The 24,923-nt window shown below is 60.6% G+C and carries 21 protein-coding genes; 8 read left to right on the top strand and 13 right to left on the bottom strand.

All coding sequences use genetic code 11. From position 1 onward, the window contains the following. Positions 1 to 341: 341 nt before the first annotated feature. The 4 genes from FH08_RS0134820 to FH08_RS0134805 all read right to left on the bottom strand — a co-directional run bounded on the left by FH08_RS0134820 (position 342) and on the right by FH08_RS0134805 (position 4,654). Positions 342 to 1,226 (bottom strand): NmrA family NAD(P)-binding protein, encoded by an 885-nt coding sequence (locus tag FH08_RS0134820; protein ID WP_031362760.1) that lies wholly within the window; start codon positions 1,224 to 1,226, stop codon positions 342 to 344. 148 nt (positions 1,227 to 1,374) lie between these two features. Next, positions 1,375 to 2,460: an alpha/beta fold hydrolase gene (locus FH08_RS0134815; RefSeq protein ID WP_081889671.1), complete on the bottom strand. Its 1,086-nt coding sequence runs from the start codon at positions 2,458 to 2,460 to the stop codon at positions 1,375 to 1,377. A 76-nt stretch (positions 2,461 to 2,536) separates the two neighbouring features. Beyond that, positions 2,537 to 3,394, bottom strand: a complete 858-nt coding sequence (locus FH08_RS0134810; protein WP_326928998.1) for an aldo/keto reductase — start codon at positions 3,392 to 3,394, stop codon at positions 2,537 to 2,539. Between the two features lie 165 nt (positions 3,395 to 3,559). Further along, positions 3,560 to 4,654, bottom strand: coding sequence for an alpha/beta fold hydrolase (locus FH08_RS0134805; protein ID WP_081889670.1), 1,095 nt, complete (start codon positions 4,652 to 4,654; stop codon positions 3,560 to 3,562). 226 nt (positions 4,655 to 4,880) lie between these two features. Between FH08_RS0134805 and FH08_RS0134800 the strand changes: the two genes are divergently transcribed. Together FH08_RS0134800 and FH08_RS0134795 are read left to right on the top strand one after the other, a co-directional pair. Beyond that, on the top strand, positions 4,881 to 5,828 hold the full coding sequence (locus tag FH08_RS0134800) for a GlxA family transcriptional regulator (protein WP_031362756.1): 948 nt from the start codon (positions 4,881 to 4,883) through the stop codon (positions 5,826 to 5,828). A gap of 719 nt (positions 5,829 to 6,547) precedes the next feature. Continuing rightward, positions 6,548 to 7,051, top strand: coding sequence for a lipocalin-like domain-containing protein (locus FH08_RS0134795; RefSeq protein WP_035568214.1), 504 nt, complete (start codon positions 6,548 to 6,550; stop codon positions 7,049 to 7,051). 255 nt (positions 7,052 to 7,306) lie between these two features. Here the strand turns inward: FH08_RS0134795 and FH08_RS0134790 are convergent, their stop codons facing one another. Continuing rightward, complete coding sequence (locus FH08_RS0134790) at positions 7,307 to 8,281, bottom strand: acyltransferase family protein (protein ID WP_051888759.1); 975 nt, start codon at positions 8,279 to 8,281, stop codon at positions 7,307 to 7,309. A 618-nt stretch (positions 8,282 to 8,899) separates the two neighbouring features. Between FH08_RS0134790 and FH08_RS0134780 the strand changes: the two genes are divergently transcribed. From FH08_RS0134780 to FH08_RS0134765, 4 genes are all read left to right on the top strand, one after another. Then, complete coding sequence (locus FH08_RS0134780) at positions 8,900 to 9,412, top strand: DUF6622 family protein (protein ID WP_031362752.1); 513 nt, start codon at positions 8,900 to 8,902, stop codon at positions 9,410 to 9,412. Positions 9,413 to 9,474: 62 nt separating this feature from the next. Continuing rightward, a complete protein-coding gene (locus FH08_RS0134775; protein WP_031362751.1) occupies positions 9,475 to 10,383 on the top strand; it encodes a sterol desaturase family protein in 909 nt (302 codons plus the stop codon). Between the two features lie 36 nt (positions 10,384 to 10,419). Beyond that, on the top strand, positions 10,420 to 11,502 hold the full coding sequence (locus FH08_RS0134770; protein WP_031362750.1) for a sensor histidine kinase: 1,083 nt from the start codon (positions 10,420 to 10,422) through the stop codon (positions 11,500 to 11,502). A gap of 50 nt (positions 11,503 to 11,552) precedes the next feature. Beyond that, entirely contained in the window at positions 11,553 to 12,374 is an 822-nt protein-coding gene (locus FH08_RS0134765; RefSeq protein ID WP_031362749.1) for a LytR/AlgR family response regulator transcription factor, read from the top strand. A 43-nt stretch (positions 12,375 to 12,417) separates the two neighbouring features. Here the strand turns inward: FH08_RS0134765 and FH08_RS0134760 are convergent, their stop codons facing one another. Next, positions 12,418 to 13,005 carry a hypothetical protein gene (locus tag FH08_RS0134760; RefSeq protein WP_063771256.1) on the bottom strand — a complete coding sequence of 196 codons (588 nt, stop codon included), beginning with the start codon at positions 13,003 to 13,005 and terminating at the stop codon, positions 12,418 to 12,420. Between the two features lie 189 nt (positions 13,006 to 13,194). Between FH08_RS0134760 and FH08_RS48870 the strand changes: the two genes are divergently transcribed. Further along, positions 13,195 to 13,944 carry a LysR substrate-binding domain-containing protein gene (locus tag FH08_RS48870; RefSeq protein WP_051888758.1) on the top strand — a complete coding sequence of 250 codons (750 nt, stop codon included), beginning with the start codon at positions 13,195 to 13,197 and terminating at the stop codon, positions 13,942 to 13,944. A 168-nt stretch (positions 13,945 to 14,112) separates the two neighbouring features. Here FH08_RS48870 and serC read toward each other — a convergent pair whose 3' ends face one another. From serC to mdtD, 5 genes are all read right to left on the bottom strand, one after another. After that, entirely contained in the window at positions 14,113 to 15,204 is a 1,092-nt protein-coding gene (gene serC, locus FH08_RS0134750; protein WP_031362747.1) for a 3-phosphoserine/phosphohydroxythreonine transaminase, read from the bottom strand. Next, a complete protein-coding gene (locus FH08_RS0134745) occupies positions 15,205 to 16,566 on the bottom strand; it encodes a hypothetical protein (protein WP_051888757.1) in 1,362 nt (453 codons plus the stop codon). It lies immediately after the preceding gene. A gap of 129 nt (positions 16,567 to 16,695) precedes the next feature. Continuing rightward, positions 16,696 to 18,585 (bottom strand): DUF3857 domain-containing transglutaminase family protein, encoded by a 1,890-nt coding sequence (locus tag FH08_RS0134740; RefSeq protein ID WP_031362745.1) that lies wholly within the window; start codon positions 18,583 to 18,585, stop codon positions 16,696 to 16,698. Positions 18,586 to 18,829: 244 nt separating this feature from the next. Continuing rightward, entirely contained in the window at positions 18,830 to 20,104 is a 1,275-nt protein-coding gene (locus FH08_RS0134735) for an EAL domain-containing protein (RefSeq protein WP_031362744.1), read from the bottom strand. A gap of 292 nt (positions 20,105 to 20,396) precedes the next feature. Next, a complete protein-coding gene (gene mdtD / locus FH08_RS0134730; protein ID WP_031362743.1) occupies positions 20,397 to 21,845 on the bottom strand; it encodes a multidrug transporter subunit MdtD in 1,449 nt (482 codons plus the stop codon). Between the two features lie 172 nt (positions 21,846 to 22,017). On the opposite strand from mdtD, the gene FH08_RS0134725 reads away from it, so the two are divergent. Continuing rightward, the gene (locus FH08_RS0134725; RefSeq protein ID WP_419178037.1) at positions 22,018 to 23,400 is read left to right on the top strand and encodes a CoA transferase; all 1,383 of its coding nucleotides are present in this window, start codon (positions 22,018 to 22,020) and stop codon (positions 23,398 to 23,400) included. A 10-nt stretch (positions 23,401 to 23,410) separates the two neighbouring features. On the opposite strand, the gene FH08_RS0134720 is transcribed toward FH08_RS0134725, so the two are convergent. Next, positions 23,411 to 24,157, bottom strand: a complete 747-nt coding sequence (locus FH08_RS0134720; RefSeq protein WP_031362741.1) for a GntR family transcriptional regulator — start codon at positions 24,155 to 24,157, stop codon at positions 23,411 to 23,413. Positions 24,158 to 24,263: 106 nt separating this feature from the next. Continuing rightward, positions 24,264 to 24,845 carry a DinB family protein gene (locus FH08_RS0134715; protein WP_031362740.1) on the bottom strand — a complete coding sequence of 194 codons (582 nt, stop codon included), beginning with the start codon at positions 24,843 to 24,845 and terminating at the stop codon, positions 24,264 to 24,266. Positions 24,846 to 24,923: the final 78 nt, after the last annotated feature.

Here is a 24,923-nt window from a genome sequence, read left to right as displayed (position 1 = left end):
TTCCATCTCCTGACCTATCGCCGACATAGAGCGGCCGGCCAAAGTGACTTTGATCGTCTCAGTTCGACCCGTTACCGCCAGTCGGCGCCGCCACAGGAACGACTCCTTTGCATTCGGTAGCGGCCGTATGCACAACCCGCTCTCTCGGGTCAAAGTTTCGAATCCGATTAAGAATCAACTACGTCATATATCGCGCGTATTGGAGCCGGAAGGGTTCGCACTTTGCGGTCAGTGCCAACTACTTCATGCATTCTCTGATGATCGGGATACCTGCTCACGAGGCGTCCTACGCAAGTCCAGACAATCGCGAGCAGCTTCTGGTCGAGGGCAGGACTAGACCGTCAGTCTGCGAAGACCGCCACGTGCTTACGGATGAACGTCTCGACGGTCATGGGCGGGGTGCCCGTTAGTTCCTCGACCAGCGTATTGGTACCGGCGAAAACTCCATTTTGATAGTCGACAGCGACAGACAGGAGATGCTGTGAAAATGCATCGCTAAATTTCGAATCGGTATTCAACCGCTTTTCGAACATATCGAGGTCAATCGGCTGGTACTTCACTTCCCGGCCCAGAACCTTGCTCATTTCATCAGCGATCTGATGGTGGTTCATCTCGATGGGGCCGTATAGCGGGTAGACCTTGCCAGCGTGCGGAGCTGGATCACGAAGAATCGCAGCGATGACGCGCCCCTGGTCTTCGGCTGCAATCGGTGCATGACGCCCGTTACCAAAGGGCAGCCTCAACGTTCCGTCCTTTTTGACGTTTGCAACCTGGCCGGGATAAGTTAACCATTGTGCGAAGAACGTCGGGCGAATGTGGGTGACCGGGATTCCCGACCAGTCAAATACCCGCTCCGAGATCCAGTGGTCACGTGCGGCGTGACTCGTTGCGTTCCTGCGAGCGGAAATTTGCGACATGTTCACGATCCCGCTGATTCCAGCCTCCCGGGCCGCCTGAGCAAAATAGACGCTCGCCTGTATTCCCCCTGCTTCGATTGGATAGACAAAGTACGCCGAAAAAATGCCCTCGAGAGCTCGTGCCACGTCGTCCAGACTGGAAAGGTCACCGACCAAAACCTCGACTCCGCGCGACTTCAGTCGTTCCGAACGTTGGTCCTCCTTCCGCACCAGTGTGCGTACCTTTTCACCAGCCGCTAGAAGTGCTTCGGTAGCTGCTCCACCGGTATCGCCTGTCGCTCCGGCAACAAAAATTTTCTGATCAGACATTTCGAACACTCCACGCTGTAGGGAAAGGGCTGTTGGATCTGTGGCATGTCGGGGTGCTTGATTAACCTCATGCGAGGAAGCTTTGCCTCAGCCAATCGACGAACTGGTTCACTTCGACCGGGAAACGTTCACCCGGCCGGTCCACCCGCTACAACCCGCTCGTCTTAAGCCACGAACGAATCGCTTGGACAAGCTCAGCCTTGCGCTCAAGCGGAAGCCAGTGGCCAGCGGGCAGGTTCGTTACGGAAAGGTCGACGCAGGCGGTGCGCATGGGTTCTCCGAGGCGACTGCGGTTGATGTCGCAGATTGCGTCCCAATCACCGTTGACGAACAAAACGGGCTGGCGTAGTTGGCCGCCGTCGAGCGCTGTGCGCGCGTAGGCAATGTTGGCGGTGTCGTTCAGGTACCAGGCATTGACTGAACGGAAACCACTGACATCGAACGCATCGACCAGCGCGTTAAAGTCGGTGGGCGTCCAGAGCGCTGGATCAGGCGGCGTCGCCGGGGCGCGATGCGCCGAGCCATAACGCCCACCGTTTTTTGTGATCAAGGCGGACGGAGAGACCTGGCGGACAGAGGCAGGATTGCCGCGCCGATAGAGCGACGCGAGCGTTGCCGGGGTGTCCGCCTCGAAATCGCTAACCGTCTGGCTGAAGTGCGTCAGGTAAAAGCGGAAGTAATCCCACTGCCCATCCGGATATTGATCCGCAGGGTACAACTGACGGTCGATCAGCGGCACGAGATTGGGCAGTGCGAAGCCCTCCGGAAAGTAAGGGACTGAGATCAGCACCACGCCGCGACTGCGCGCCCCGTGGTGCGCAGCGAGTGCTCCGGCCACGGGGCTTCCCCAGTCGTGGCCAACCCAGATTGCCGGGCGCGCCCCCAAATGGTCGTGCAGTTCGACCATGTCGTGGACGATCTCGTTCAAGGCATAGGCCTCGGAAGCGGCCGGCACCGATGAGCCGCCATAGCCACGCATATCCGGTGCAACGCAGCGCCAGCCTTCGGATGCGAACGCCTCGATCTGCGCGCGCCACATAAGGCCGATCTCGGGCCAGCCATGGAGGAAGATCATCAACGGCCCATCGGCCGGGCCAGCCTCCAGGTAGCGCGTTGTGTGACGCGGCGAGCTGAAGGTACGCACGGTCAGGTTAGGGACGTTATCTGAACTGGCACCGACGACTACCGTGCCGCCGGCAGCGCCAGACCCAGCCCCAAAAGCTGCCTTACTCATCAACAGGCTTGCACCAAACGCGGTTCCATTGGCGAGCAGAGTGCGGCGTGACATAGCTGACATAGGTAGGTCTGGTTTAGTCACGATTGATTATAGGAAAGGTTTGCGGACTCACCTGCTCCGGGTCTGGTCCGCCACGTTCGCCGGTGTCGAGCTCGCTGATTGCCTGAACTTCCCCCGACGCAAGTCCGAAGTCGAAGATATCGATGTTCTCGGCAATCCGTTCCGGACGCACGGACTTCGGGATGGGAGACGTGCCCAACTGGATCTGCCAGCGCAGGATAATCTGCGCCGGGGTCTTTCCGTATTTCCTGGCGAGCAGCACCACTGTTGGATGGGAGAGAGGGTCATGCATCTCCTGCGAGGTCTTCGCCTTTTCACCGTCGCGTTTGATGCCGCCAATCGGAGACCACGCCTGGGTGATGATTCCGTGCTTCTCATTAGCTTCGCGAAGTTCACGCTGAATGAAGAAGGGATGCAGTTCTACCTGATTCACCGCGGGAATATGACCCGTTTTCTCAATCAGACTGCGGAGATGGTTGGAGCTGAAGTTGCACACGCCAATCGCGCGAACGCGCCCTTCCTCAAGGAGCTTCAGCGCGGCTTTGTAGGCATCGATAGTTGCCTCAAAGGCCGAAGGGACCGGCCAATGAATCAGATACAGGTCCAGGACATCGAATCCCAGCTTCAGAAGACTTCGGTCGAAAGCACGAAGGGTCTGGTCGTAGCCATAGTCGGTGATCCACACCTTGGTCGTCACGAAGACGTCCTCCCGAGGGACGCCAGACGAGCGGATACCTTCCCCAACCTGCTGCTCGTTCACATAGGCCGCAGCGGTGTCGATCAGCCGGTATCCATTTGCGACTGCCGATCTGACCGCAGCTACGGTTTTCTCAGGCTCGCTGCGAAACACCCCAAGTCCGAATGCGGGCATCTCAATTCCATTGTTCAACCTGTACACGGGGCTTTTGCCTGTCACCATCGTTAAATCCGTTTCTCAGTTGGATGTCTCTTGCCGGCGCGGCTGCTGCAGGGTGCGTGGGCGTGGGGGCGGTGACGCCGGATAGGTGCCCTTTCCGCGTATCAATCCCATAGCGAGTCAGGTGGGGGTTACGGTTTGCAGGAACTTCACGAGTTGCTCATTGACCACATCAGGGGCTTCGTGTTGTACCCAGTGGCCCACATTGTCGAGTTCGAGACCGCCAATGAGACTGGGAACGCCCGAGCGCATCTGGTCCACGGTCAGCGGATAGAGCTCTTTCAAACCATCCGCCTTCCCCCAGATGAAAAACGAAGGCTGCGTAATCCTGGCGCCTTTCCACGGAGCGGACAGGTAGAAGTACGGTTCAGCGGCCCGATAGTAGTTCAGGGCACCGTGAAAGCCGGTACGCTGAAATTCCGCCACGTTATGAGCGACGTAATCAGGCTCCGCCCATGACGGTAACGGTCCGGGGGCCGCACGGTGAAGGCTGCGTGCCGGATCCATCGGACTCCACCGCTTGTCTGCGGGAGCGGAGCCCGATGCCCAGTACAGGATTCCCGGAATTGTCACCGTGGCGTCGGCCCAGATCTGATCGGCGTCCGGCCGGCTCTGTTCGAACATGTAGAAGTCATCCTGGTGGCCGGACTTGCGCATCTTCTCGAAGACGCTGACATCCCCTCGAGGAACGAACGGCACGCTCAGACAGAACACGGCCTTGAATCGGTCGGGACGCATCAACGCTGCTTGCCACACATGCGTTGCACCCCAGTCATGACCCACGAGGACAGCGCTTGGAATCTTCAACGCATCGAGCAGGCCCACCAGGTCGCCGACCGTTTGCAGTGGCGTGTACAAGGTTGGGTCCGCCGGAGCCGAACTGCGGCCGCAGCCGCGCATATCGGGAGCAATTGCCCGATATCCGGCAGACGCCACGGCTTTCATCTGCCGGCGCCACGTGTAGGAAGTGTCCGGAAACCCGTGGCAGAAGAGTACGGCTGGCCCATCTCCCTGTTCGGTTACGTGCAGGGTGATGCCATTGGTATTGACGTCGTACTCCTTGATACCCGGTACGCCGCCGGTTCCAGGACTTTGCGCCTGCGCCCCGCGATCCAGCAGCAGGCTTGCACCAAAGGCGGTCCCGCTCGCGAGGAACGCGCGGCGCGAGATAGAGGGTGCGGGAATAGACGCTGTTCCAGAGAGGTTGTTTTCCATAGGGGTTTCTCGATTGGTCCGATGTGAGACTCGGGAATCCGCCAATGGTAGAAGCCCTCAACGAGGCGGGAGAGACGTATTTCCGACAATTCCGGCCATGCTGGCGCGGCCACTCTTATCGGCATCAGGATCGCTGGTTAGAATCACAGTTCAGCAGGCGACGGCTCGCGCCAGGCGCCAGCGTGGAGGACGTAACGTTATGTCCTGCTATTTTCCGGGACCTATCATGCTGCGCATTGGCTACATCGTCGTTCCAGGCTTCCAGGTCATGGTTTTCGGTGGACTGACCGTGTTTGAGCTCGCAAACCGACTGACCAAGGAGCCGTACTACGAGATACGTCTGATATCTGAAAGCGGTGGGCCGGTTCAAAGTTCTCTCGGATACTCCGTCATGACGGACAGTTTCTCTGAAGGCGGGTTCGATACGGTGATCATCGGCGGCGTCATCACTGGCGCGCACCTGGCGAGCGCCGCACTGATTGAATATTTGAGAGACGCGGTGAAAAACACCCGGCGCGTTGCCTCAATGTGCACGGGCGCGTTCTTTTTGGCTCAAGCCGGCGTTCTGGACGATCGGCGTGCCACGACTCACTGGGCACACGCGCGCGAACTGCAAACGACGTATCCGAAAGTCAAAGTCGAAGAAGATCGGATATTTATCGTGGATGGCCCAGTATGGACATCCGCGGGCATGACTGCGGGGACCGATCTTGCGGTTTCGATGGTGGAAAGAGATCTTGGTGCAAAGGTAGCGCGAATTGTCGCCAAGCGAATGGTCATGTTCCATCGACGTGCCGGCGGACAGTTACAGCACTCCACACTGCTTGACCTCGATGCAAAAACTGACCGGATACAAACCGCGCTGGTCTACGCGAAAAGCAATTTGCACACCCCACTGACGGTCGACAGACTCGCTGAAGCCGCCAATCTGAGTGTGCGGCAATTCAGCCGGGCGTTCCGTGAGGAGACCGGGCAATCACCTGCAAAAGCTGTCGAGAACTTGCGGTTGGAAGCAGCGCGTCTCATGGTCGAGCAGGGCAGGCTGCCGATTGACGTCGTTGCGCGAGAAACGGGTTTTGCTGATTCAGACAGAATGCGCCGTGCGTTTCTGCGAGCTTTCGGTGAACCACCTCAGGCTATTCGCCGCAACGCGCGTGAGCACGCCGACAATTGAGGTAGCAACTACCTGTCATGAGCACAGCGCACGGTCCAGATTTCCCATCAATCGAATGACCGATAACGTCGAAGCTGCGGTCGTCGCTCGCACATTCGCGACTGGCTCTTAGTGGCCGGCCAGAGACGGATGACGATCGCCACTGGTCAACCCTGAAGCGGCATTCCCCCTCACCCTCGTCGATCGTCCGGTTCTCGCACATACCGAAGAGATACAGGTTCGGTATCCATGTAAATTGGAAGTCGTGCCCGAGAAAGCTATCCTATAAGCATGTCGTCTGGTGATCGAGGGCGAACCATGTATCGCACGCCGACGATAGAGGGAAATGGTTCCCATACCGCCAATCTGCTGGAATTCCTGGCATGGATAGCGGCACAACCGCATACCTATGCGGAGATGATGATCGCTTGGCGAACCTCCTGCCCTCGGCTCTCGGGTTGGGAAGATGCAATCATGGTCTCCGGCGATCGTGGCAGACGCCAACCCTCGCAAAAATGGACACTAATTGACTCCGCTAGCGCGGTGGCCCGCACGGGGTTGCCTGGCTTCATTGACGGGTATTAGCCTGCGGCGCACCTTACAGGGTAGTGGGGAAACAAAGCAAGGAAGGCGATCCGTTAGGGAATCAGTTTCTCCCTGGCGAATTCGAGTGAATCGGGGAAGGTGCGCAGAGGTGTTTTGCCTTGGCACCATCTGCCCTCACGTTGTTGGAGAACGCCATGAAGTCCATGCTCCAAACCCTGCCTGTCGCAACGCTGGTGGCCTTTGCACTATGTATCGGCGCCCCCAAAACATTTGCCCAGGCGGCGCCTGACGTGGTGGGTTCGTGGTCTTTGGTCTCGTTGACCGTTACGACAAGCGGCAGCGAAGTCGAGGCGCTCGGTCCACATCCGCACGGCCAACTCATCTTCGGTAGCGACGGCCGCTACGTTCTGGTCGGAGTTCGTGCGGATTTGCCGAAGTTCGCATTGGATAACCGGTTATCGGGTACCGCCGAAGAGAACCAACGCATCGTCCAGGGTAACTTCGCGCATTTCGGTACTTATACCGTCGATCCGGCCGGACGAGTGATCGTTTTCCACATTCAGAACAGCACCTTTCCGAACTGGGACGGCGATGTTCAACGGCGCCCATTCACCCTTGATGGCGACCGGCTGACCTACATCACACCCGGAAGCTTTGGATATGGGGCATCGAAAGTTGTGTGGCAACGGATGAAGTAAGCACCTTGCGTCCGCGCCACCGTCAGCCAGGAGCACAACCAGGCAACCGTTGGCTATTGCCTTGTCAGATACATGCCATGCCGGGCGTGATGTCTGCCAGTATCGACCGCAGTGCCAACAACGCAGTCGCAGTGCCGCCAAGCACGACACGTGATCCCAAGTTCGACGAGGCCAACCCGGCGGCCCGCAACTTCATCGTGTCGACCCGGTATCTGACCGACGCGACCAATCAGGCCCCTGCGCCGCCCCACGTGTTCAACTTTGCGCACCCGTTCGCGGAGCGCGAAATGCGCCGCGAATCACACCACGGGTTCTCTGTAGCGCTTGCGAAACGCCGAGCGGCAGCACAACGCCGACCGCCGTTCCGATCAGCAGCAACGCATAAGCATTCTCGACACCGGCTTTCGTCAACACGATGCGAATCCCCGCCGCCGCCATGATGTGCATGACATAGATGTCCATCGAACGTTGCCCGCATAGCGCGAGCGGCGCTTTTGCCGGCGTCCGGTTCGCCCAGTAGCAGACGATCATGATTATTCCCATGCCGAAGATCGCGGCCGGCAGCGCTTGCCACGAATAGACGGGCGCCACGTTCCAGATCGCGCGGACCGCCAGGCCGAATGCAACGCAACAGATAACGAATGATTTCCAGTGTGCGATCGACGCGATGTGTCGATCGAGTCGCGGTCCGATCGCCGCGCCCGCTGCAAAGAAAACGCCCATTTTCATGGTGGTCGAGAAAATGGAGTCGGGCACCGCCGTGCTGAATGCGAGCGCCAGGACCGCGATCACCATGAGCGCCGGACCGCGCCGGCCGCAGGCAAACGCGACCAATTGCCAGATCATCAGCGCATAGAGGAACCAGAACTGACCGATCGGCGCATAGAAGAGTTTCGGCCAGTCGGACAATGCGAGCGAGTGATTCGTCGAATGCGCCATCGCGATCTGCACGCCGCCTTGAATGATCGACCATACGAAATACGGCACGACGATCGACATGAACTTCGAGCCGATGAACGAGCCGCGGCCTTTCTCGAGGGCCGGCCAGACGTAGAGTCCGGCCAGCAGGAAAAACAGCGGCATGTGAAACGTGTAGAGCGTGAAATCGATCTGCGCGAACGGATAGTTCGCCGGCAACAGATGCGCATCGGACAAGCCGCGCTCGACGTGCCCGAAGACGACGAGCCATATCCCCAGGCCACGCGTACAGTCAAGGAAGGTGTTACGCATGTCGGTGTGCTCCTGGGATCGATTGGTTGATTGATGTCTGGGCAGACATGTCTGCTCGCTCTGTTCCGGCTCCCAGGCGCACGCGATCCTCGACGCAAGGTGCGTCATGAGGACAACCGGGCGCATGCTGCACTGCAGCATGCAAAGGAAATGCTCGGGGACGTGCTGGAATGCAGGCGCGCGGACAGCTTCGCGGCTGAGGAAAGATAGGGTGCTTTGAGGGTGGGTTCCGTTCTCTGGCGTACGTACCAGTTAATTAAATTTGAGTGACTTTTTCAGTTATCTACCGCGCAGACAGAAAAAATCTCTAAATAACAGGCCGGCATGCGCAAGAACACCCAACAATTCCCTTACGTGCTTTCCGCGGCGATCACCGTTCTGCGACGTTATTCCGACTTCACCGCGAACGCTGACAAACGGGACGGGCCGTCATTTCAGGGCGGCCCGTTGTCATTTGTCGGTCTTTTTTTGGCTGCCGCCACTCGCGCCACTCGCGCCACATCCGGCGCGTTTCGCGGCGCAATATGTCATCCCGTCGCAAATCGCTAGCGACGTGCGAGGCGAACGCCGACCATGAGCATCATCGAAATCTCCTCCCTACGGATAAGGACGATCATCATGCTCATCGAAATTTTTCAGCACACACCGCATTGGGTCTGGTGGCTGCTCGCCGCCTTGATTTCCCTCGGCGTCTCGCAAACGAAGCCACAGCAAAAGACGCTGCGCAATGCGACGGTAATTCCCCTCGCGATGGCCGCGCTATCCTTTTATGGCGTGGTGTCAGTCTTCGCCGCGCAGTCCATCGCGCTGGTCGCGTGGGCAGCGGCGATGCTCGCGGCGCTTTCGATATCTCACGCTGCCGGCATAGGCAGCAAGGCCCGCTGGCTTGCCGCCGAGCAGCGTTTGCTCGTGCCCGGAAGCTGGGTTCCGCTTGTGCTGATCCTTGGCCTGTTCATCATCAAATTCGGCGCGAACGTCATGTTGGCGATGCATCCCGATCTGAGCGTCGACAGGCTGTTCGCGGTAGCAGTGAGTTTGGCGTACGGCGCCTTCAGCGGCATCTTCCTCGCACGCGGCCTCGCGATGTGGCGCGTCGCCCGGCAGGCCGAGCCGTCGAGCATGGCTTATTGAGCGGCCTTGCCCCGATGTATGCAGCAAACCAGCCTCTTCGCATAACCCACGAACCTGCGACCATGCTTTCGCTCGACAAATTCATGCTGTTCATTGCGCCGCCCGCGGTGGTGGCGTTTGCGCTGATCGAGGCAGCCGTTCTGTCGCGTCGTCAGCGCTACGACTGGAAGGCTTTGGGCGTGTCGGTGGCCGACATGATTGCGCGCATCGCGATCGGTATTGGATTGCCGCTCTCCATCGCCACGCCATTTGTCCTGCTTGCGCATCACTATCGCCTGATGACTCTTCAGCCTTCCGGATGGATCGCGTTGCTCGTGTTATTCGTGGGGCAGGAGTTCTGCTACTACTGGTATCACCGGGCCGCGCACGAGATGCGCTGGTTCTGGGCCAATCACGCGGTGCATCACTCGCCGAACGAGCTGAATCTCTCGGCCGCGTTTCGCATCGGCGTGTTCGGCAAGCTCACCGGCACCATGTTGTTCTTCGTGCCGCTAGTCTGGCTCGGGTTCGACCCGGGTATTGTCTACGCCGTCCTGTCGCTGAATCTCCTGTATCAGTTCTGGCTTCATGCGACCTGGATTCCCCGGCTTGGCTGGCTCGAAGGGATTCTCAACACGCCGTCGTCGCACCGTGTGCATCATGCTGCGAACATCGAGTATCTGGATGCGAATTACGGCGGTGTGCTGATCATCTTCGACCGGCTCTTTGGCACCTATGTCAAAGTGCGCGACGATCTGCCTTGCCGCTACGGCCTCGTGCATCCGATCACCAGCTACAACCCGCTACGCGTAGAATCCGCGCAATGGGTCGATCTGCTCCGTGACCTGGCCGGCGCGCGCAGTGTGTCCGCGATCCTCGGATACTTGTTCAAGCCTCCCGGCTGGACGCCACACGGTGAAGGCGCTACGACTGCCGAACTGCGCGCGCGGACGCGGACAGTTGAACAACCGGATGGCTCAAGCCGCGCCTGAATCACCGCATACCACCACTGCACAATTGACCACTGCATGCGCCACGCTCAACTCATCCTGAACCTGCTATGGCGCGAACTGCGGATCTTTATCCCGGTATCCGCGGCGAGCACCGTGTTCTTTTACGCGATGTATCGCGATTCGTTCGTGAGCAACCTGATCTACTCGCTGTGCAGCGCGCTGTTCATCCAGGGATTGATCGAGGTGGGCCGCTATGGCCTCGCCTACCGCATTCGCAAGCGTTCCCCCGATAACTTCGACGCGCAGCGCGACTGGCCTGGCTGGGGCTTGATGATTCCCTGGATTGTGGTGTCGGGCATAGTGGGTTACGCCGCCGGGCACATGCTCGGCGATCTGCTGACCGGCGTGCAGCACGCACCGTCCACGCGTATTGACAACCCGCGGCCGATGTTGCTGAGCATGACCGGTGTGTTAGTGTTTTCGCTGGGCATCACGTATTTCTTTTATGCCCGAAGCCGTATGGCCGCGATGGAAACGCGCACCGAAGCCGCGTTGCGAAGTGCTGCGGAGAGTCAGCTCAAGCTGCTGGAGTCGCAGCTCGAACCGCACATGCTGTTCAACACGCTCGCCAATCTGCGGGTGCTGATCGCGCAAGATCCGCCGCGTGCCCAAGCCATGCTCGACCGGCTGATTGGATTTTTGCGCGCGACGCTGGATGCTTCGCGTTCGGGATTGGGATCACATTCGTTGTCGGCGGAGTTTGCGCGTATTGACGATTATCTCGAGTTGATGCAGACCCGCATGGGAAATCGCTTGAGCAGGCAGCTCGATTTGCCGGACGAGCTTGGGCGGCTGTCGATGCCACCACTGCTGCTGCAACCTCTGGTCGAAAATGCCATCAAGCATGGACTGGAACCCAAGGTTGCCGGCGGCTGGATTCGGGTGTGCGCGCAGCGTGAAGGCAGCACGCTCGTGCTCAGTGTCCGCGATACAGGGGCGGGGATTGGCGGTTTGCCGTCCGGTGGCTGCCGCTTTGGCATCCAGCAGGTTCGTGAACGGCTCGCCGCGTTGTACGGTAAGACCGCGTCGCTTGAACTCGTTGCCGCAAGCGATGACGAGGGCGGTACGCTCGCTATCGTGCGGCTTCCTGTATCTTGATTTCGTCCGCTGAGTTGATTCCGACCGCCAACGACCATTCTGTGCCGATCATGAAAGCCACCGTATTGATTGCCGAAGACGAAGCTTTGCTGGCCGCAGACCTGCAGGCCCAGTTGACGCGGTTATGGCCAGACCTGCATTGCGTCGCGAGTGTGGCTGACGGAAAGACCGCGGTCGAACAGGCGCTGGCGCTGCAACCCGACGTGCTGTTCCTCGACATTCGCATGCCCGGCATGACGGGACTCGAGGTCGCGCAAGCGCTTGCAGAGGACTGGCCGGACCTCGCCAAACCGTTTCCGTTGCTGGTGTTCGTGACTGCCTACGATCAATACGCACTGCATGCATTCGAGCACGCGGCAGTCGACTATGTGCTGAAACCCGTGCAGCCCGATCGGCTTGAAAAAACCTGTGCGCGTCTGCAAGCCGCATTGCGGCAGAGGGCGCAGCCGCAGGCAGCGGAGCCGTCGTTGGAAGCTGCCATCCACTCGTTGCGCGAGCTTTTGCATGTCGATGCCGCAATGCCCCATGGCAACCCGCCGGCCGCCAGCCCACTGCGGCTGATCCAGGCGAGCGCCGGCAATACGATAACCATGGTGCCCATAGCGGACGTGCTGTACTTCGAGGCCGCCGATAAATACGTGCGGCTTGTCACAGCCGAACGCGAACACCTGATCAGGATCTCGCTTCGTGAACTGCAATTGCAACTCGATCCAGAGTGCTTCTGGCAGGTTCATCGAAGCACGATCGTACGGTGCGATGCCATCGCCAGCGCGTTACGCGATGACACCGGGAAACTCACGCTGACGTTGCGGGGCCACCCGGACAAGCTGAGCGTCAGCCGGCTTTACGCTGATCGGTTCAAGGGCCTGTAATCAAGCTCCGCCAAGCTTGGCCAAGCGGGAACGGCTACTTCGATTAGCCTTCGCCACCCTTCGGCGCCGGAGCCACCGGTGCGTCCAGGTCATGTTTCACCCGCGCGAAAAAATCGTCGTTGGTTTCCTTCGTCAGGACGGTTTTGGTTTTGGCGTCACCGCCGCTGTCCCATACGGTGTTGTCGAATCGAACGCGAACGACTACGCCCGGTCCGGTTGTGGAGGGTGTCACCGTGACAAGTGCCGTCGTGTTCTGGTGGTCCGGCTTGGCCGGCAAGAAACCAACGCGGGTCTTCAACACCCCGCGCAGAACCTCACGCCACTTGGGAACGAGTACTTCGCCGCGTGCTCCCTGGACCAGGCCCGTGTCGTTTTCTATCGTCAGCGGTCCGTAGCCGTTCGCCGTCAACGCGCTTCCGACTGTGCGCAACGCCTGCGCCACCGACACATTCGGGAACCCGCGATCGCGGATCGCCGCGAATGTGCTTTGCTCACCAGCGGTAAGATCCACGGTGGTCTGACGCGAACTGTATTTGACTGCGGTTCCTCCCGAACCCGTGACGCGCTCATTCGGATCGGGCGTACTGCAAGCCGTGAGAAACAGCAGCAGCGTAGCGAGCACGCCGCTCATCGTGCAGCATGCGCTTATCCGAAGACGACGCGAACCGCGGGTTTCGATGCAATATGTCATGCAGGAGGCGAACTATTCGCTGTTGAAAAGCTATTGAGGGCAAGCGCTATCCTAGTGAGCCCGCAGCGGTTTCTTCAACTGAAAGATTTTGCTGGAATTGCAAGAAATACTTGGATATGAAAGGACCTCATGCGCCGTCTACCGCCGCTGAATGCTCTGCGCAGTTTCGAAGCCGCCGGGCGTCTGAAGAGTCTTGCCAAAGCCGCCGATGAACTTTGCGTAACGCACAGCGCCATCACCCAGCAGATCCGCGTGCTGGAGGATTATCTCGGCCAGAAACTCTTCGAACGCAATGGCCGCGCGCTTGAAATGACGCCGCGCGCGCGGCATTACCTTATCGATGTCGCCAGTTGCCTCACCCGCCTGACCGAAGCCACCGAGCAAATGCGCGGCGGCGCGGTGAGCCGCGCGATCCGTGTCAATACGTCGGCGTCGTTTGCGCATGGCTGGCTGATCCCGCGCCTCGCGGATTTTCATGCGCAACATGAGGGTATCGACGTGCAGATCGTGACCACGCCGGACATGGGCGTAGAAGAGGTGGATGAATCGCACGATGCGATCATCCGGCGCAATCATCCCGACCTCCGCCGTTCCGGCTTCGTGTCGAGGCGCCTGCTTGCTAACCGTGCGGTGCCGGTGTGTTCGCCGGACCTGCGCGAACGGTTGGCGCTGCGCATCCCCGCCGATCTGGCCAGTGCACGCATGCTTCACTACTCGGGCATTCCTGAAGCGTGGCAGTGGTGGTTCCATAACGCAGGCGTGCCGGTCAGCGAGACGCTGCACGGGCCTTACTTCGAACATTTTTCGTTGCTGGTGCAGGCCGCTACGAGCGGTCTCGGCATTGCGCTGGCGCCGCATGCCATTGTGAGGGGGATATAGAGGGCAACAGGCTCGTTGCACTCTTTCCTGAGGTCGAGCTGGAAGGGCCGCCGTTTCAATGCTTGTATCGGGATGCGCCGGACGACCGGGCGCTCACCGTCTTTCTCGACTGGCTGTTCGCCGCTGCATGACGAGCGTGAACAACACGGCCAGTCGAACGTTCACCACCTAACCCCGCAGCCGGCAAAACTCCCCCAGCCACTCCGACAACACTGCCACCGCCTCGGGCGTCACCGCGTTGTATAGCGAAGCCCTCAGGCCGCCGATCGATCGATGTCCTTCCAGGCCATGCAAGCCAGCGCGGTGGGCGTCATCGATGAACTGTGCTTCCATGGCCGAATCGGGCAGACGGAAGGCTACGTTCATGGTCGACCGGCAAGCGCGCTCGCCGTGCACGCGATAGAAATCCGGCTCGGCATCGAGCGCACGATACAGCCGCTCCGATTTCGCGCGGTTGATCGCCGCCATCTTTTCCACACCGCCTATTTCATCGCGCAGCCAGCGTGTCACCAGCATCAACACATAGATCGCGAACACCGGCGGCGTGTTGTACAGCGAACGCGCTTGAATATGCGTCCGATAATCGAGCAGGGTCGGCAGCGCATGCGTTGCCCGCTGAGCGAATTCATCGCGCAGGATCACCAGGGTGACACCGGCCGGCCCGAGGTTCTTCTGCGCGTGCGCGTAGATCATCGCGTAACGGTCGATATCGAGCGGCGCAGCCAGCAGATTCGATGACATGTCGCAGACCAGCGGCACTTCGGGGACGCCCGGAATGTCCGAAAACTCCAGCCCTTCGACCGTTTCGTTCGACACGTAATGCAGATACGCCGCGTCTGGCGAGAGGTTCAACTCCGCTGGCGCAGGCAAACGGCGATACCCCTCCGCGCTACCGTCCCACACCACACTCGTTGTTCCTTCGTGTCGCGCTTCGACCGGCGCCTTGGCGCTCCAGTAACCCGACACAATGTACTCGGCATGCTTGCCGCTGCGACGCAGGAAGTTCATTGGCAGCATGGAGAATTGCAGGCTGCTGCCGCCCTGCATGAACAGCACATGGTAGTTGTCAGGGATACCGAGCAGCACACGCAGGTTGCGTTCTGCTTCATCCAGTATGCCGCGGAACCAGTCGGATCGATGGCTCATTCCAAGCACCGACAGACCGGTCTCCGGCAACCTATCGATAGCAACGCTCGTTTCGCGCAACACCGACGCTGGCAACGCGCCCGGTCCACCGGAAAAGTTCATGGTCTTGTTCATTCAGCCCGCCGTCCGGTGCGCGAGCATTTGCTCGAACGCATCGACGATATGTTGCACATGTTGGTTCTTGTGAGCGAGCACGCCGTTATCGCGCTCGTAGTGCGCGAGCATAGTCGCGTTGGCTTCGAACACGAAGACCTGACCGTCAGGCAGAAGCGTGAAATCGATACCGCCGTAGTCCAGATCAAGCCTCTGCCCGATAGCCGCAATGGCGTCCATCGCACGCTCACCGAGTGCGGCACGCGGGTCCTGCAGGAAGCGACGTTCCTCGTCGAGCTTCCAGGCGTGGCTTTCCATATCGGCGGAAAAATAATGCGCGATCCAGTGCGGCGAGATCACAAGATGATAAGGAAGCGGCCGTCGATCGACGTAGATCACGCGGTACTTACGGTAGAAGCCATCGGCTGATTGGCAATCGCGAAACGCCGTCAGGTACTGGGCGCCTGCTTGCGTCGATAAGCGGCCTTCAAGTGTTTCGATTGTGTCGCACAGAACCAGACCATCGCCGCCGTGGGCGGCAACGGGCCGAGCCAGCAGCGGAAACGTGACGGCGTGATCGGCGAGTAGCGAAGCGAGTGCGCCAACGCTCTGTCCTTCGTACCGCACGCACGGTGCGGTCTGTACGTCTTCAAGGCCATCAAGCAGCGCGGGCAACCTATGCCGCGAAGTCGGGGAGATCGCCGAGTTTGGGTTGAGCAACGGACGCGAACACCGCGCCTCGAAACGCGCGAGCCTCTCGCCAAGCGGCGCTGCAATATCCGGATCGCCGATTGCGTTGAAGACGAGATCGAAGGCGGGGAGTTGAGCGTCTTCGTCGTCGGCCGCGTAATCGATTGCGTACTTGATACGACGGTTCCTGGCGCCGGGCAACAACGCGTCGAATGGCACGTTGCCGGTGCTTTTACCCGCGCAAAGGATCAAAACGGAGCGAGTCCAGCCGGCAGTCTCCTCGACGAAAACCCGCTGAATTCCATAAGCGCGCTCGCGATAAACCTCTGCAAGCGCCGTGTTTCCTTCGCCCGCATAAATAGCGGCAAGGTTCTGGCACGCAACCGCGACGTTCGGATCGAGCGTCAGCACGAGCGCGTACCACTGCGCGGCCGCTGCGTGATCGCCCTTCATAAAATAGCCCGTGGCGACGTCGCACAGGCCGTTCGTGCGCGCGTCCGGCGAACCGGTTGCGTACGCATCGAGGGTATGGGCTGCGATCAGATGGGCGAGCGCGCGGAGTTCATCGCCGGCTTGGCGGCATGCATCGGCAAGCGTGCGGTGAACCGATGGATCTGGCGACGTGATCGCGCTTAGACGATCAATCGACGCAGCCGGTTGCTCAGGTGTGTCGTCGGATTTTTGGGTCATCATGGCCTGGCAGTGCGCATCGGGACGCTCCTTCAATGCGGGTTCCGCAGCATAGCCGCCTCGCCCGACATTCCGGTTACAGGCACGCATGCCACGATTACAAAAATTTACGCGCCGGTCGAACGCGCTCCATCACGGCTCCATCGCCTTCACGATGATCTGGGCATCCGCGTCCCGTTCGATCCGCTTCAACACCGGTTGCATGGCGGTGAAGTCCGCTGGCGTGCAAACCTGCTTGCCAAAGTTGGCCTTGAAATGGCGCTCTGCCTGAAACAGGTTCGTCGCGGGATCGAAGACATAACGCGATGAATAATCGAAGAACGCGTTCGTGAAACTGGCATTTGCTGGGACATCGGTGACGCGAACCGTCTTCGGCAAGGTGACTTGCGCGACTTCATCGAATGCGCCGCCGGTGCACATGAATGGCTGCGTCCGCACGCGCTCGGCGAGCAGGTTCTCGACCTGAGTGGCAATGCCGCCGGACAGGCTCGTCAGCGCGGGCAGGGCGGTCGTGCCCGTGGTCCACACCACACTGTCGAGAGTTCCATTGATCGTAGTCGTCAGCGGGCCGTTGCTTGCGTCCAGGTCGGTGGCGGCAAGCGTCGCGACACCGCGAAGGCCTGTCGCCCGAAGGCGGGTATCGGCGATCTGCTTGCGGCGCTCGGCAGTCGCGTGCAGCAGATTCGAACGCTCCGGCCCGGTGCTCCATCCGGCGTCTTCCACCTGATCGCCGAACGCGGCCGAGCCGTCGGGCGCCACGTCGATCTGCAAGCGCGCCGTGCGCGACAGAGGTTCGGTAGCGGGCGTGCGGGACAGCGTGCCATCGTTGACCAGCAGCGTTGGACGGTCCATGTCCGCGAGCGGCAGATAGCCGAACTCGATACTCAAGGCCGTCGAGTCGGCATACATTGCGAGCCCCGGCATCCACGTGATGACATGATTGATCGCACTGCCGCCATAGCCCGGCACGGAAGGCAGCGTATAGACCGAGCCAAGGCTGATCAAGGCCGGCTCGTTCTCGATACCCACTGCAGCCAGCAACGCCCCGTAGAGCGCGACATAGTCCTTGCAGTCGCCATAGCGGTTGGCGAGGATATCGGCGGCCCGGTGGGGGATCGCGGGGCTCTGCCCCAGGAACAGCGACACGTAGCGGATGTTGTGGCGCACCCAGTCGTAGAGCGTGGCCGCTTGGGCGCGTGGATCGGTCTCGTCGCGCGTGAGCGACTGTGCGAGGGTACGTACGGCCGGATTGTTCGCGCTTGGATCGACAGTCCCGTCCCGATAGCTCGCGGCAAAGCTCCGGTAGTCCGGAAACGTCGACACCATCAGCCGGTCGCCGTACTGCGCATATCCGACCGAGCCCGCCTCCACACGGTCGTAATAAGCCCGGCTGTAGTCGAATTCGTAGCGCGTGCGGCCGCCCTGTGTCACCGGCGGCACGGCTACGTAGCCGCGCGCATCGGCATAGAGGGGTTTATCGGCGGGCAAGTCGAAGATCAAGCGTTGCTCTTCCACCGGGCCGCGGCTGGGTTCGACGAAATAATCGAATTGCCCTGCGATGACCGGCTTCGACTGGGTCTTATGAAACCGCAGATGCACGATGGATCCCGTGCTCACTCCTGGAAAGACCACCGCTTTCAGGCGAGAGTCCTCGAACGTGGGGGCGCCTGCTGAACGCGGCTCCTGGACTTCGCGGATCTGATCGGGCGCCACGATGTGTTTGATGCCGTCGGAGCCGAGCGAGTAGGCGTCGCTTATGTCGATGGTCGAGGTCGATTTGTCGAACCAGATGTAGCGTTGCGCGATTTCGCCCACACCCGCCGGCGTATTCGCGCGCAAGGTGGTTTCGTCGTCCTCTGTCAGGGAGCCGTCTTCCGCGACGATGAAAGTGTGGACGTCGCTGACCAGCGTGGACGGTTGCGCGGTTTCGATGGTGTCCGTGCCGAATGCCGGCGATCCAAGACATGCCAGCGACGCAGCCAGCAGCACGCGGCGTTTGACACCTGGTGATCTCGAACTCATGGAGGGCGGTTTTGCCTGCAGCGTCAACGGCTTATCTTATCTCACGCGATATCACACCCGGTATCGGCAACTGCCTGTGATCCTGACGGCGGGATAGGCACACGGAGATGTATCGAAGGACCGCGTAGAGGGGTACGCGGTGCTCAGGAAGCCGTTTCAGATAGGCGACCTGGCGCGCACCGTGAAGGCTGCGCTGACGCGCTCGCATGTGTGATGCAGCGAGCCCGTTTTCGCTACACGACGCTCAACGCCGTTGCGATGTCACGTCCCAGTTGATATCGACGCAGAGAACCTGCAAGCCGCGCGGCGTATGCGCTGCGATGGACGCCGTCACGCACAAGTGCGCCTCGTTGATCGACAGATAGGGCGCTGTCAGATGAACCCGGTCCGGCGTGCGCAACGCTTCGATGAAATACGGCCGGCGTTCCCAACTCGCGCCTTCCGAATGCAACAACGGCCGGAAACGCTTCGCGCGTTGCGATGCCCGCGTGACGGGCAAGACGTTATCGCCGATCTGCCGTCCCGATGAATCGAGCAGGAAGCATCGCGCCGTCTCGTGAAGCTGCAACAGAGTGCGGGTCGCATTGGCGAGCGTTTCGCCTTCGATCAGACGCGCCGCCGCCGTTTCCAGCGCACCCACATACGGCGCCAACCGCGCCGACTGCGTACGTTCACGCGCCGCCACGCGTTCGCGGGACGCGGCGGACAACGCGTCCAGCACGCCTTGCGCGGCTTGCGGTCTCACCGCTTCCACGCTCGGACCCGCGAAATACGCGCCCTGCACGAAATCGACGTTGCATTCGAGCGCGATCAGCGCGTCGCGTTCGGTGCTCAGGCCACCCATCAACACCAGTTGACCGGATTCGTGCAGCAGGGAAACCAGCCCCGGCAAGACACGCTCGATATGCGAATGTTCGCTCGCCTGCTGCAGGATGCAGCGATCGAGCGTCACGATATCGGGCCGCAGATGCCACACGCGGTCGATATTCGAATGCTTCACGCCGAAGCCATCTAGCGCGATCAGGAAGCCGGACTTGCGCAATGAATCGATGATCTCGGCGAAGCGCGTGGTCTCGCCGCCCGCTTGCTCGGGCACTTCCAGCACGACGCGCTGCGGCGGCAGTCCGATGTTTTTCAGCGATGCCAGCAGCGCGTCGCCGTAGCTCGTGTCCATCAACGCGGCCGGGTGGAGGCTGAGGAACAGCCATTCGTCGTCGCTATCGAAGGAGAAGAAGTTGCCCAGATGCAGTGATTCAGCCAGCCGGCCGAGTTCGAGCAGATCGCCGCGCCTTGCTGCCTGCGTGAAGACTTCATGCGATGGGACTTGCTGTTCGGAATCGTCGCGGGCTCGCAGCGACGCGTGATAACCGATCGCACGCCGATGCGACACGGAGAACACGGGCTGGAAAACGCTGAACACCGTGTATTCGCCGTACAGGACGGTGCGTCGCGAACCGTCGTCGCCGGCAACGGGACGAGGTGGCTGAAAGCGGGGAGGGTCGAGATCAACCATGCTCATGGTGGTTTTGGCAGGCGTTCGAACGCGGCTCGAGTGGGAGTAAACATCGGGGAAGAACTAGTTTACAGGATAGGGCCGTTCCCTGAAGAGCAAGAAATATGCGCATTTGCCGGACAATTGAGATATTCCCGCCGAAACCGGGCCTGGCCGGGGCCGGGCGGCGACCGCGGTTTGCGTCGTAGCGAGACGGCGAGGCCTCATGCACTTTTGTAGTGCGGTGCGCACGGGGAGATGATGCGCGATGGCGCGTTGATCGAATTCGCCCACCGAGGCGCGGGCGAAAACCAGCGCCTTAGTGCGCTTCCGACGGATCGGTTTTCTTCGTATTCACAGCGCGAATCTCCGGCCCGAGCTGCGCAAAGATCCACGCTGACGCAGCCGTAATAACGCCGACACAGAGGAACGTCGCGTGAAAGGCAGGCAGCGAATTCGTCTCGGTTACCTTCGGCAGGATACCGGTGAAGGTCGCGAGCACCGCACCGGCGATGGTGACGCCGAGACTCATCGACAGCATCTGCACGAGCGAGAACAAACTGTTGCCGCTGCTGGCGCCACCGGTTCCGAGGTCTTTCAGCGTGAGCGTGTTCATCGCGGTGAACTGGATGGAGTTGACGCCGCCGAAGAACGCCAGTTGCACAAGCCGCAGCCAAAGCGGCTGATCGGCGCTGGTGAGCGAGAAACTGGCCATCGTGAGCCCGACCAGCACCGTGTTGACCATCAGCACCTGGCGATACCCTCGCTTCATGATCAGGCTCGTCACAATCCGCTTCGACGCCATTCCCGCGGCGGCCACGGGCAGCATCATGAGACCGGCTTCAAAAGGCGAATAACCGAGACTGATCTGCAGCAGCAGCGGCAGCAGATACGGCATCGCGCCGCTGCCTATGCGCGCGAACAGGTTGCCGAGCAAGCCGACGCTGAACGTGTGGATCTTGAAGAGATCGAGCGAGAAGATCGGCTGCGCAACCCGCACGGCGTGCAGTCCGTACGCGACAAAACATGCCATGCTCAGGACGAGCAACACGAGCACGATGGCGTGTTGAAGGCCGAGATCGGCGAGGCCATCGAGTGAGATCGTCAGCGCGACCATGCCGACCGCGAGCATCAGATAACCGGCGAGATCGAAGGGCGCGGTGGACGGGTTGCGGCTATCGGTCATGAAGAGCCGCGTGGCAATACAACCGATCACGCCCACCGGCACGTTGATCAAAAAGATCCAGTGCCACGACGCAATCTGTACGATCCAGCCGCCGAGCGTCGGCCCGATAAGCGGCCCGATCAATCCCGGAATTGCAACAAATGACATGGCGCTGAGATAACGTTCGGCCGGCACCACGCGTAGCAACGCGAGGCGTCCGACAGGCAGCAGCATCGCCCCTCCCACCCCTTGCACCACGCGATAAACAACGAGTTGCATGAGCGAATGAGCATTCGCGCAAAGCAATGAGCCGATGGTGAAGATCAGGATCGCGCTGAAAAAGACGTGACGTGTGCCGAGCTTGTCGGCGAGCCAGCCGGAAAACGGGATGACCGTCGCCATGGTCAACGAATACGCAATGACCACGCCTTGCATGCGAAGGGGCGCTTCACCGAGGCTTTTCGCCATGGCCGGCAGGGCAGTATTGACGATGGTCGAGTCGAGGGTCTGCATGAAGAACCCCGTGGCGACCAGCCACAACATGATGGTGAGCGATTGGGGCGAGGGTGTGGGGGCAACGGTCGAGCGGATTGTGTCGGGCATGAAAGGAGCAGGCGGAGGGAGTGCCGTGATTTTACGTGGATGTGAGTAACGATTGCGTGCGGATGTTTGCAGCAATCGGCGGGCCGATTGAAACGTTCCTGAAACTGATTGGAGCGCTGGCGGTCCATAGCAATCGAGGGTGAACCCGTGGTGGCGTACAAGGAGCATGGCGATGAAAGCTGTCGAAGAACTCTGGCGTCTGGCGCAGGGAGACCCTGAGGCGCTTGAGCATCTCACGGTCAGGGGCGACGAACGGCTACTGCCGTCGGTGTATCGGGTCAGTGCGTTGGCGGCGGCGAGCGTGGGCGCGTCGGCGTTAGCGGCGGCGCAATGTTTCAGGCATCGCACGGGGCGGCAGCAAGACGTGCACATCTACACCCGCCGCGCCGCAATCGCGTTCCGCAGCGAGCGCTATTTGCGCATCGGCGCTGACAACCCGCCCGAGCTTCGCGATCCGCTGATGGGCTTCTACGAGACGCGTGACGGCCGCTGGATCCAGCTTCATACGAACTTCAAGCATCATCGGGACGGGGTGATCAAGTTGCTGGGATGTACCAACGATCATGCCGGGGTCACGCAGGCGATCCGCAATTGGGAAAGTGCAAGCCTGGACGATGCGCTCGCCGATGCCGGCCTGTGCGCCGCGCTGATCCGCACGCCCGAGGAATGGGCGCGCTTGCCACAGGCTCAGGCGATTGGCGAAATACCGCTGCTGGAGATCATCAAGCTCGACGATGCGCCGCCGGAAGCAATAGGCCAAGGCGAGCCGCAACGGCCTTTGTCCGACGTCCGCGTGTTGGATCTGAGCCGCATCATCGCGGGTCCGGTGGCGGGGCGCACGCTCGCCGAGCACGGTGCCGATGTCCTGCTCATCAACGGTCCGCATCTGCCGAATATTCCACCGCTGGTGATCGACAACGGTCGCGGCAAACGCTCGGCGACGCTCGATCTTCGCGATGAAAGCGGCCGCGAATCGCTGCGTGCGTTATTGAAAGATGCCGATATATTTCTGCAAGGTTATCGCCCCGGCGCACTGGCCGCACACGGATTTGGACCCGAAGAAGCCGCGCGACTGCGACCGGGAATCGTGTATGTGACGATATCGGCGTATGGGCACAAAGGACCCTGGTCGCAACGGCGCGGTTTCGACAGCCTGGTGCAATCGGCGAGCGGCATCGCGTGGACCGAAGCGCAAGCGGCGGGTCAGACGCAACCTCGCCACTTGCCCTGCCAGGCACTCGATCACGCGACGGGTTATCTAGCGGCATTCGGCGCGATGATCGCGTTGCAACGACGCGCCACCGAAGGCGGAAGCTGGCATGTGCGCGTGGCGCTGGCGCGGACCGGGCGCTGGCTGCAATCGATGGGACTGATCGACGATGGCCAGAACGTGCCCGATCCCCAACTCGACGATGTCCGCGACATGCTGCAAACCATCGCTTCGCCGTTTGGAACGCTCACGTGCACGCAGCCGCCTGAGCGCATGTCGCTGACGCCGCCGTACTGGGGCTCGCCGCCGGTGCCTATTGGCACCCATCAGCCGCAATGGTGGTGACTATCCGCGACTACTTCCGCAGTTCCGCGACGAAGTCGTAGTAATCGTTGCGGCAGTAGGTATCCGTGAGCTCGATCGGGCGCTGGTCGGCCGTATAACCCACGCGTGTGATGAGCAGCAGCGCGTCGTGCGGCGCAATGCCCATTTGTGCGGCAATCTCATCGGTCGCATTCACCGCGCGGAAATGCTGCAGGGCTCGCACAATCGACAGATTGCGTTGCTCCAGAAAGCTATAAAGCGAATCGCCAACGGCGAGCGGGTCGGGAATCAGCGCCGCCGGAAAGGTGGAGTTCTCCACGGCCATCACAATGCCGTCGGCCGTACGCAGGCGGCGCAAGCGTGTCACGGCAGCCGCCGGCGATAACCCGAGCTGGATCACTTCATCGCGATTCGCGGGCTCGATCACGCGTGAGAGCCACTTCGAACCGGGGGTAAATCCGCGTCGACGCAGCATTTCGCTGAAGCTCGACAGCCGTGACAGCGGATCTTCATAGCGCGGCGTGATGAACGATCCGGCGCCTTGCGTGCGCCGGATCAGCCCTTGTTCGACGAGCAACGCGATCGCTTTACGCGATGTAATCCGCGATACCCCGAGCGCCTCCGACAACACGCGCTCCGAGGGCAGCGCTTCGCCCGCGTTCCAGCGGTTGTCGTGGATCGCGTTGCCGAGCTTGCGGGCGAGCTGGAGATAAAGCGGGGTGTCACTGTCCGGGTCCGGGCGCAAGTCGCGCCAGCGGTCCTCCGATGTCGTGTTCATAGAAAGCAGGAAGTGGGGACCAAGGGCAGATTCTAAGACAAGCAGCGCGGCGACGGGGAGTGAATGAGAAGCGGCACGCGAGGGGAGAGGCGGGTGAGCCCTTCGTTTATCCCCAGACAACCGCTTCGCTCAGGCCCATTTCGGCGAGGTCGGCGGCGCGCATTTCGGCGTCGATATCGCAGAAAAACTCGTCGAGTTGCGGCGGCGCGACCGATGTGCCGGCGAGCATCGCATGCACTTGCCCACGATGATGGATCTGGTGCTCGAACAGGTGTGCCAGCAGCCGCGTGCGGGTTTCCTGCTGTTTTGCGCGCGGGCGGAGGAGGGTGACCTGACGCTCGAGGGTGTTATCGGTGAGGTGAGCGCAGTAGTCGATGAGCCGCCGGTCCGCTAGCCGTTGCTCGCGCTGCAGGTCGGCGCAGGTATCGAAGGGTTCTTCCGGATCGAAGAAAGACATGATCTGCGGATGAGGCGGCTCGTTGCGTTGCTCGCGTTCGAGCGCATCGATGTAAAACCAGTCGACGGTCAGATTGTGGTTGAGCGTTGCCTTGATCGACGGAAAGAAGCTCGTTCGATGCGCGACGAAATCCGCCTGGGTCAGCCAGGCGCAAGCCTTCAACATACGATGGTTCGACCAGGCGTTGTTATAGGCCATGCTGAGCAAATGGCGGGAAAGGAGGTTGGACATGGCTGAAGGACTCGTGAGACAGGACGATTGCTATCGCGGGATAGCTCGCGGAAATTATGGCATGGGGACGGTTGACCG

This window comes from Caballeronia sordidicola, from assembly GCF_000729995.1.
Lineage (GTDB): Bacteria > Pseudomonadota > Gammaproteobacteria > Burkholderiales > Burkholderiaceae > Caballeronia > Caballeronia sordidicola_A.
The sequence above is the reverse complement of the archived record's forward strand: the minus strand, read 5'-3'. Positions and strand labels throughout refer to the sequence as shown.

Bases quoted from the DNA above. Each gene is read 5' to 3' on its own strand.
- FH08_RS0134820 (WP_031362760.1), bottom strand. From the start codon at position 1,226: ATGTCTGATCAGAAAATTTTTGTTGCCGGAGCGACAGGCGATACCGGT.
- mdtD (WP_031362743.1), bottom strand. From the start codon at position 21,845: ATGCCCGACACAATCCGCTCGACCGTTGCCCCCACACCCTCGCCCCAA.
- FH08_RS0134740 (WP_031362745.1), bottom strand. From the start codon at position 18,585: ATGAGTTCGAGATCACCAGGTGTCAAACGCCGCGTGCTGCTGGCTGCG.
- FH08_RS48870 (WP_051888758.1), top strand. From the start codon at position 13,195: ATGCGCCGTCTACCGCCGCTGAATGCTCTGCGCAGTTTCGAAGCCGCC.
- FH08_RS0134715 (WP_031362740.1), bottom strand. From the start codon at position 24,845: ATGTCCAACCTCCTTTCCCGCCATTTGCTCAGCATGGCCTATAACAAC.
- FH08_RS0134745 (WP_051888757.1), bottom strand. From the start codon at position 16,566: ATGATGACCCAAAAATCCGACGACACACCTGAGCAACCGGCTGCGTCG.
- FH08_RS0134815 (WP_081889671.1), bottom strand. From the start codon at position 2,460: ATGAGTAAGGCAGCTTTTGGGGCTGGGTCTGGCGCTGCCGGCGGCACG.
- FH08_RS0134810 (WP_326928998.1), bottom strand. From the start codon at position 3,394: ATGCCCGCATTCGGACTTGGGGTGTTTCGCAGCGAGCCTGAGAAAACC.
- FH08_RS0134795 (WP_035568214.1), top strand. From the start codon at position 6,548: ATGAAGTCCATGCTCCAAACCCTGCCTGTCGCAACGCTGGTGGCCTTT.
- FH08_RS0134780 (WP_031362752.1), top strand. From the start codon at position 8,900: ATGCTCATCGAAATTTTTCAGCACACACCGCATTGGGTCTGGTGGCTG.
- FH08_RS0134720 (WP_031362741.1), bottom strand. From the start codon at position 24,157: ATGAACACGACATCGGAGGACCGCTGGCGCGACTTGCGCCCGGACCCG.
- FH08_RS0134770 (WP_031362750.1), top strand. From the start codon at position 10,420: ATGCGCCACGCTCAACTCATCCTGAACCTGCTATGGCGCGAACTGCGG.
- serC (WP_031362747.1), bottom strand. From the start codon at position 15,204: ATGAACAAGACCATGAACTTTTCCGGTGGACCGGGCGCGTTGCCAGCG.
- FH08_RS0134775 (WP_031362751.1), top strand. From the start codon at position 9,475: ATGCTTTCGCTCGACAAATTCATGCTGTTCATTGCGCCGCCCGCGGTG.
- FH08_RS0134790 (WP_051888759.1), bottom strand. From the start codon at position 8,281: ATGCGTAACACCTTCCTTGACTGTACGCGTGGCCTGGGGATATGGCTC.
- FH08_RS0134735 (WP_031362744.1), bottom strand. From the start codon at position 20,104: ATGAGCATGGTTGATCTCGACCCTCCCCGCTTTCAGCCACCTCGTCCC.
- FH08_RS0134805 (WP_081889670.1), bottom strand. From the start codon at position 4,654: ATGGAAAACAACCTCTCTGGAACAGCGTCTATTCCCGCACCCTCTATC.
- FH08_RS0134725 (WP_419178037.1), top strand. From the start codon at position 22,018: ATGAAAGCTGTCGAAGAACTCTGGCGTCTGGCGCAGGGAGACCCTGAG.
- FH08_RS0134800 (WP_031362756.1), top strand. From the start codon at position 4,881: ATGCTGCGCATTGGCTACATCGTCGTTCCAGGCTTCCAGGTCATGGTT.
- FH08_RS0134760 (WP_063771256.1), bottom strand. From the start codon at position 13,005: ATGAGCGGCGTGCTCGCTACGCTGCTGCTGTTTCTCACGGCTTGCAGT.
- FH08_RS0134765 (WP_031362749.1), top strand. From the start codon at position 11,553: ATGAAAGCCACCGTATTGATTGCCGAAGACGAAGCTTTGCTGGCCGCA.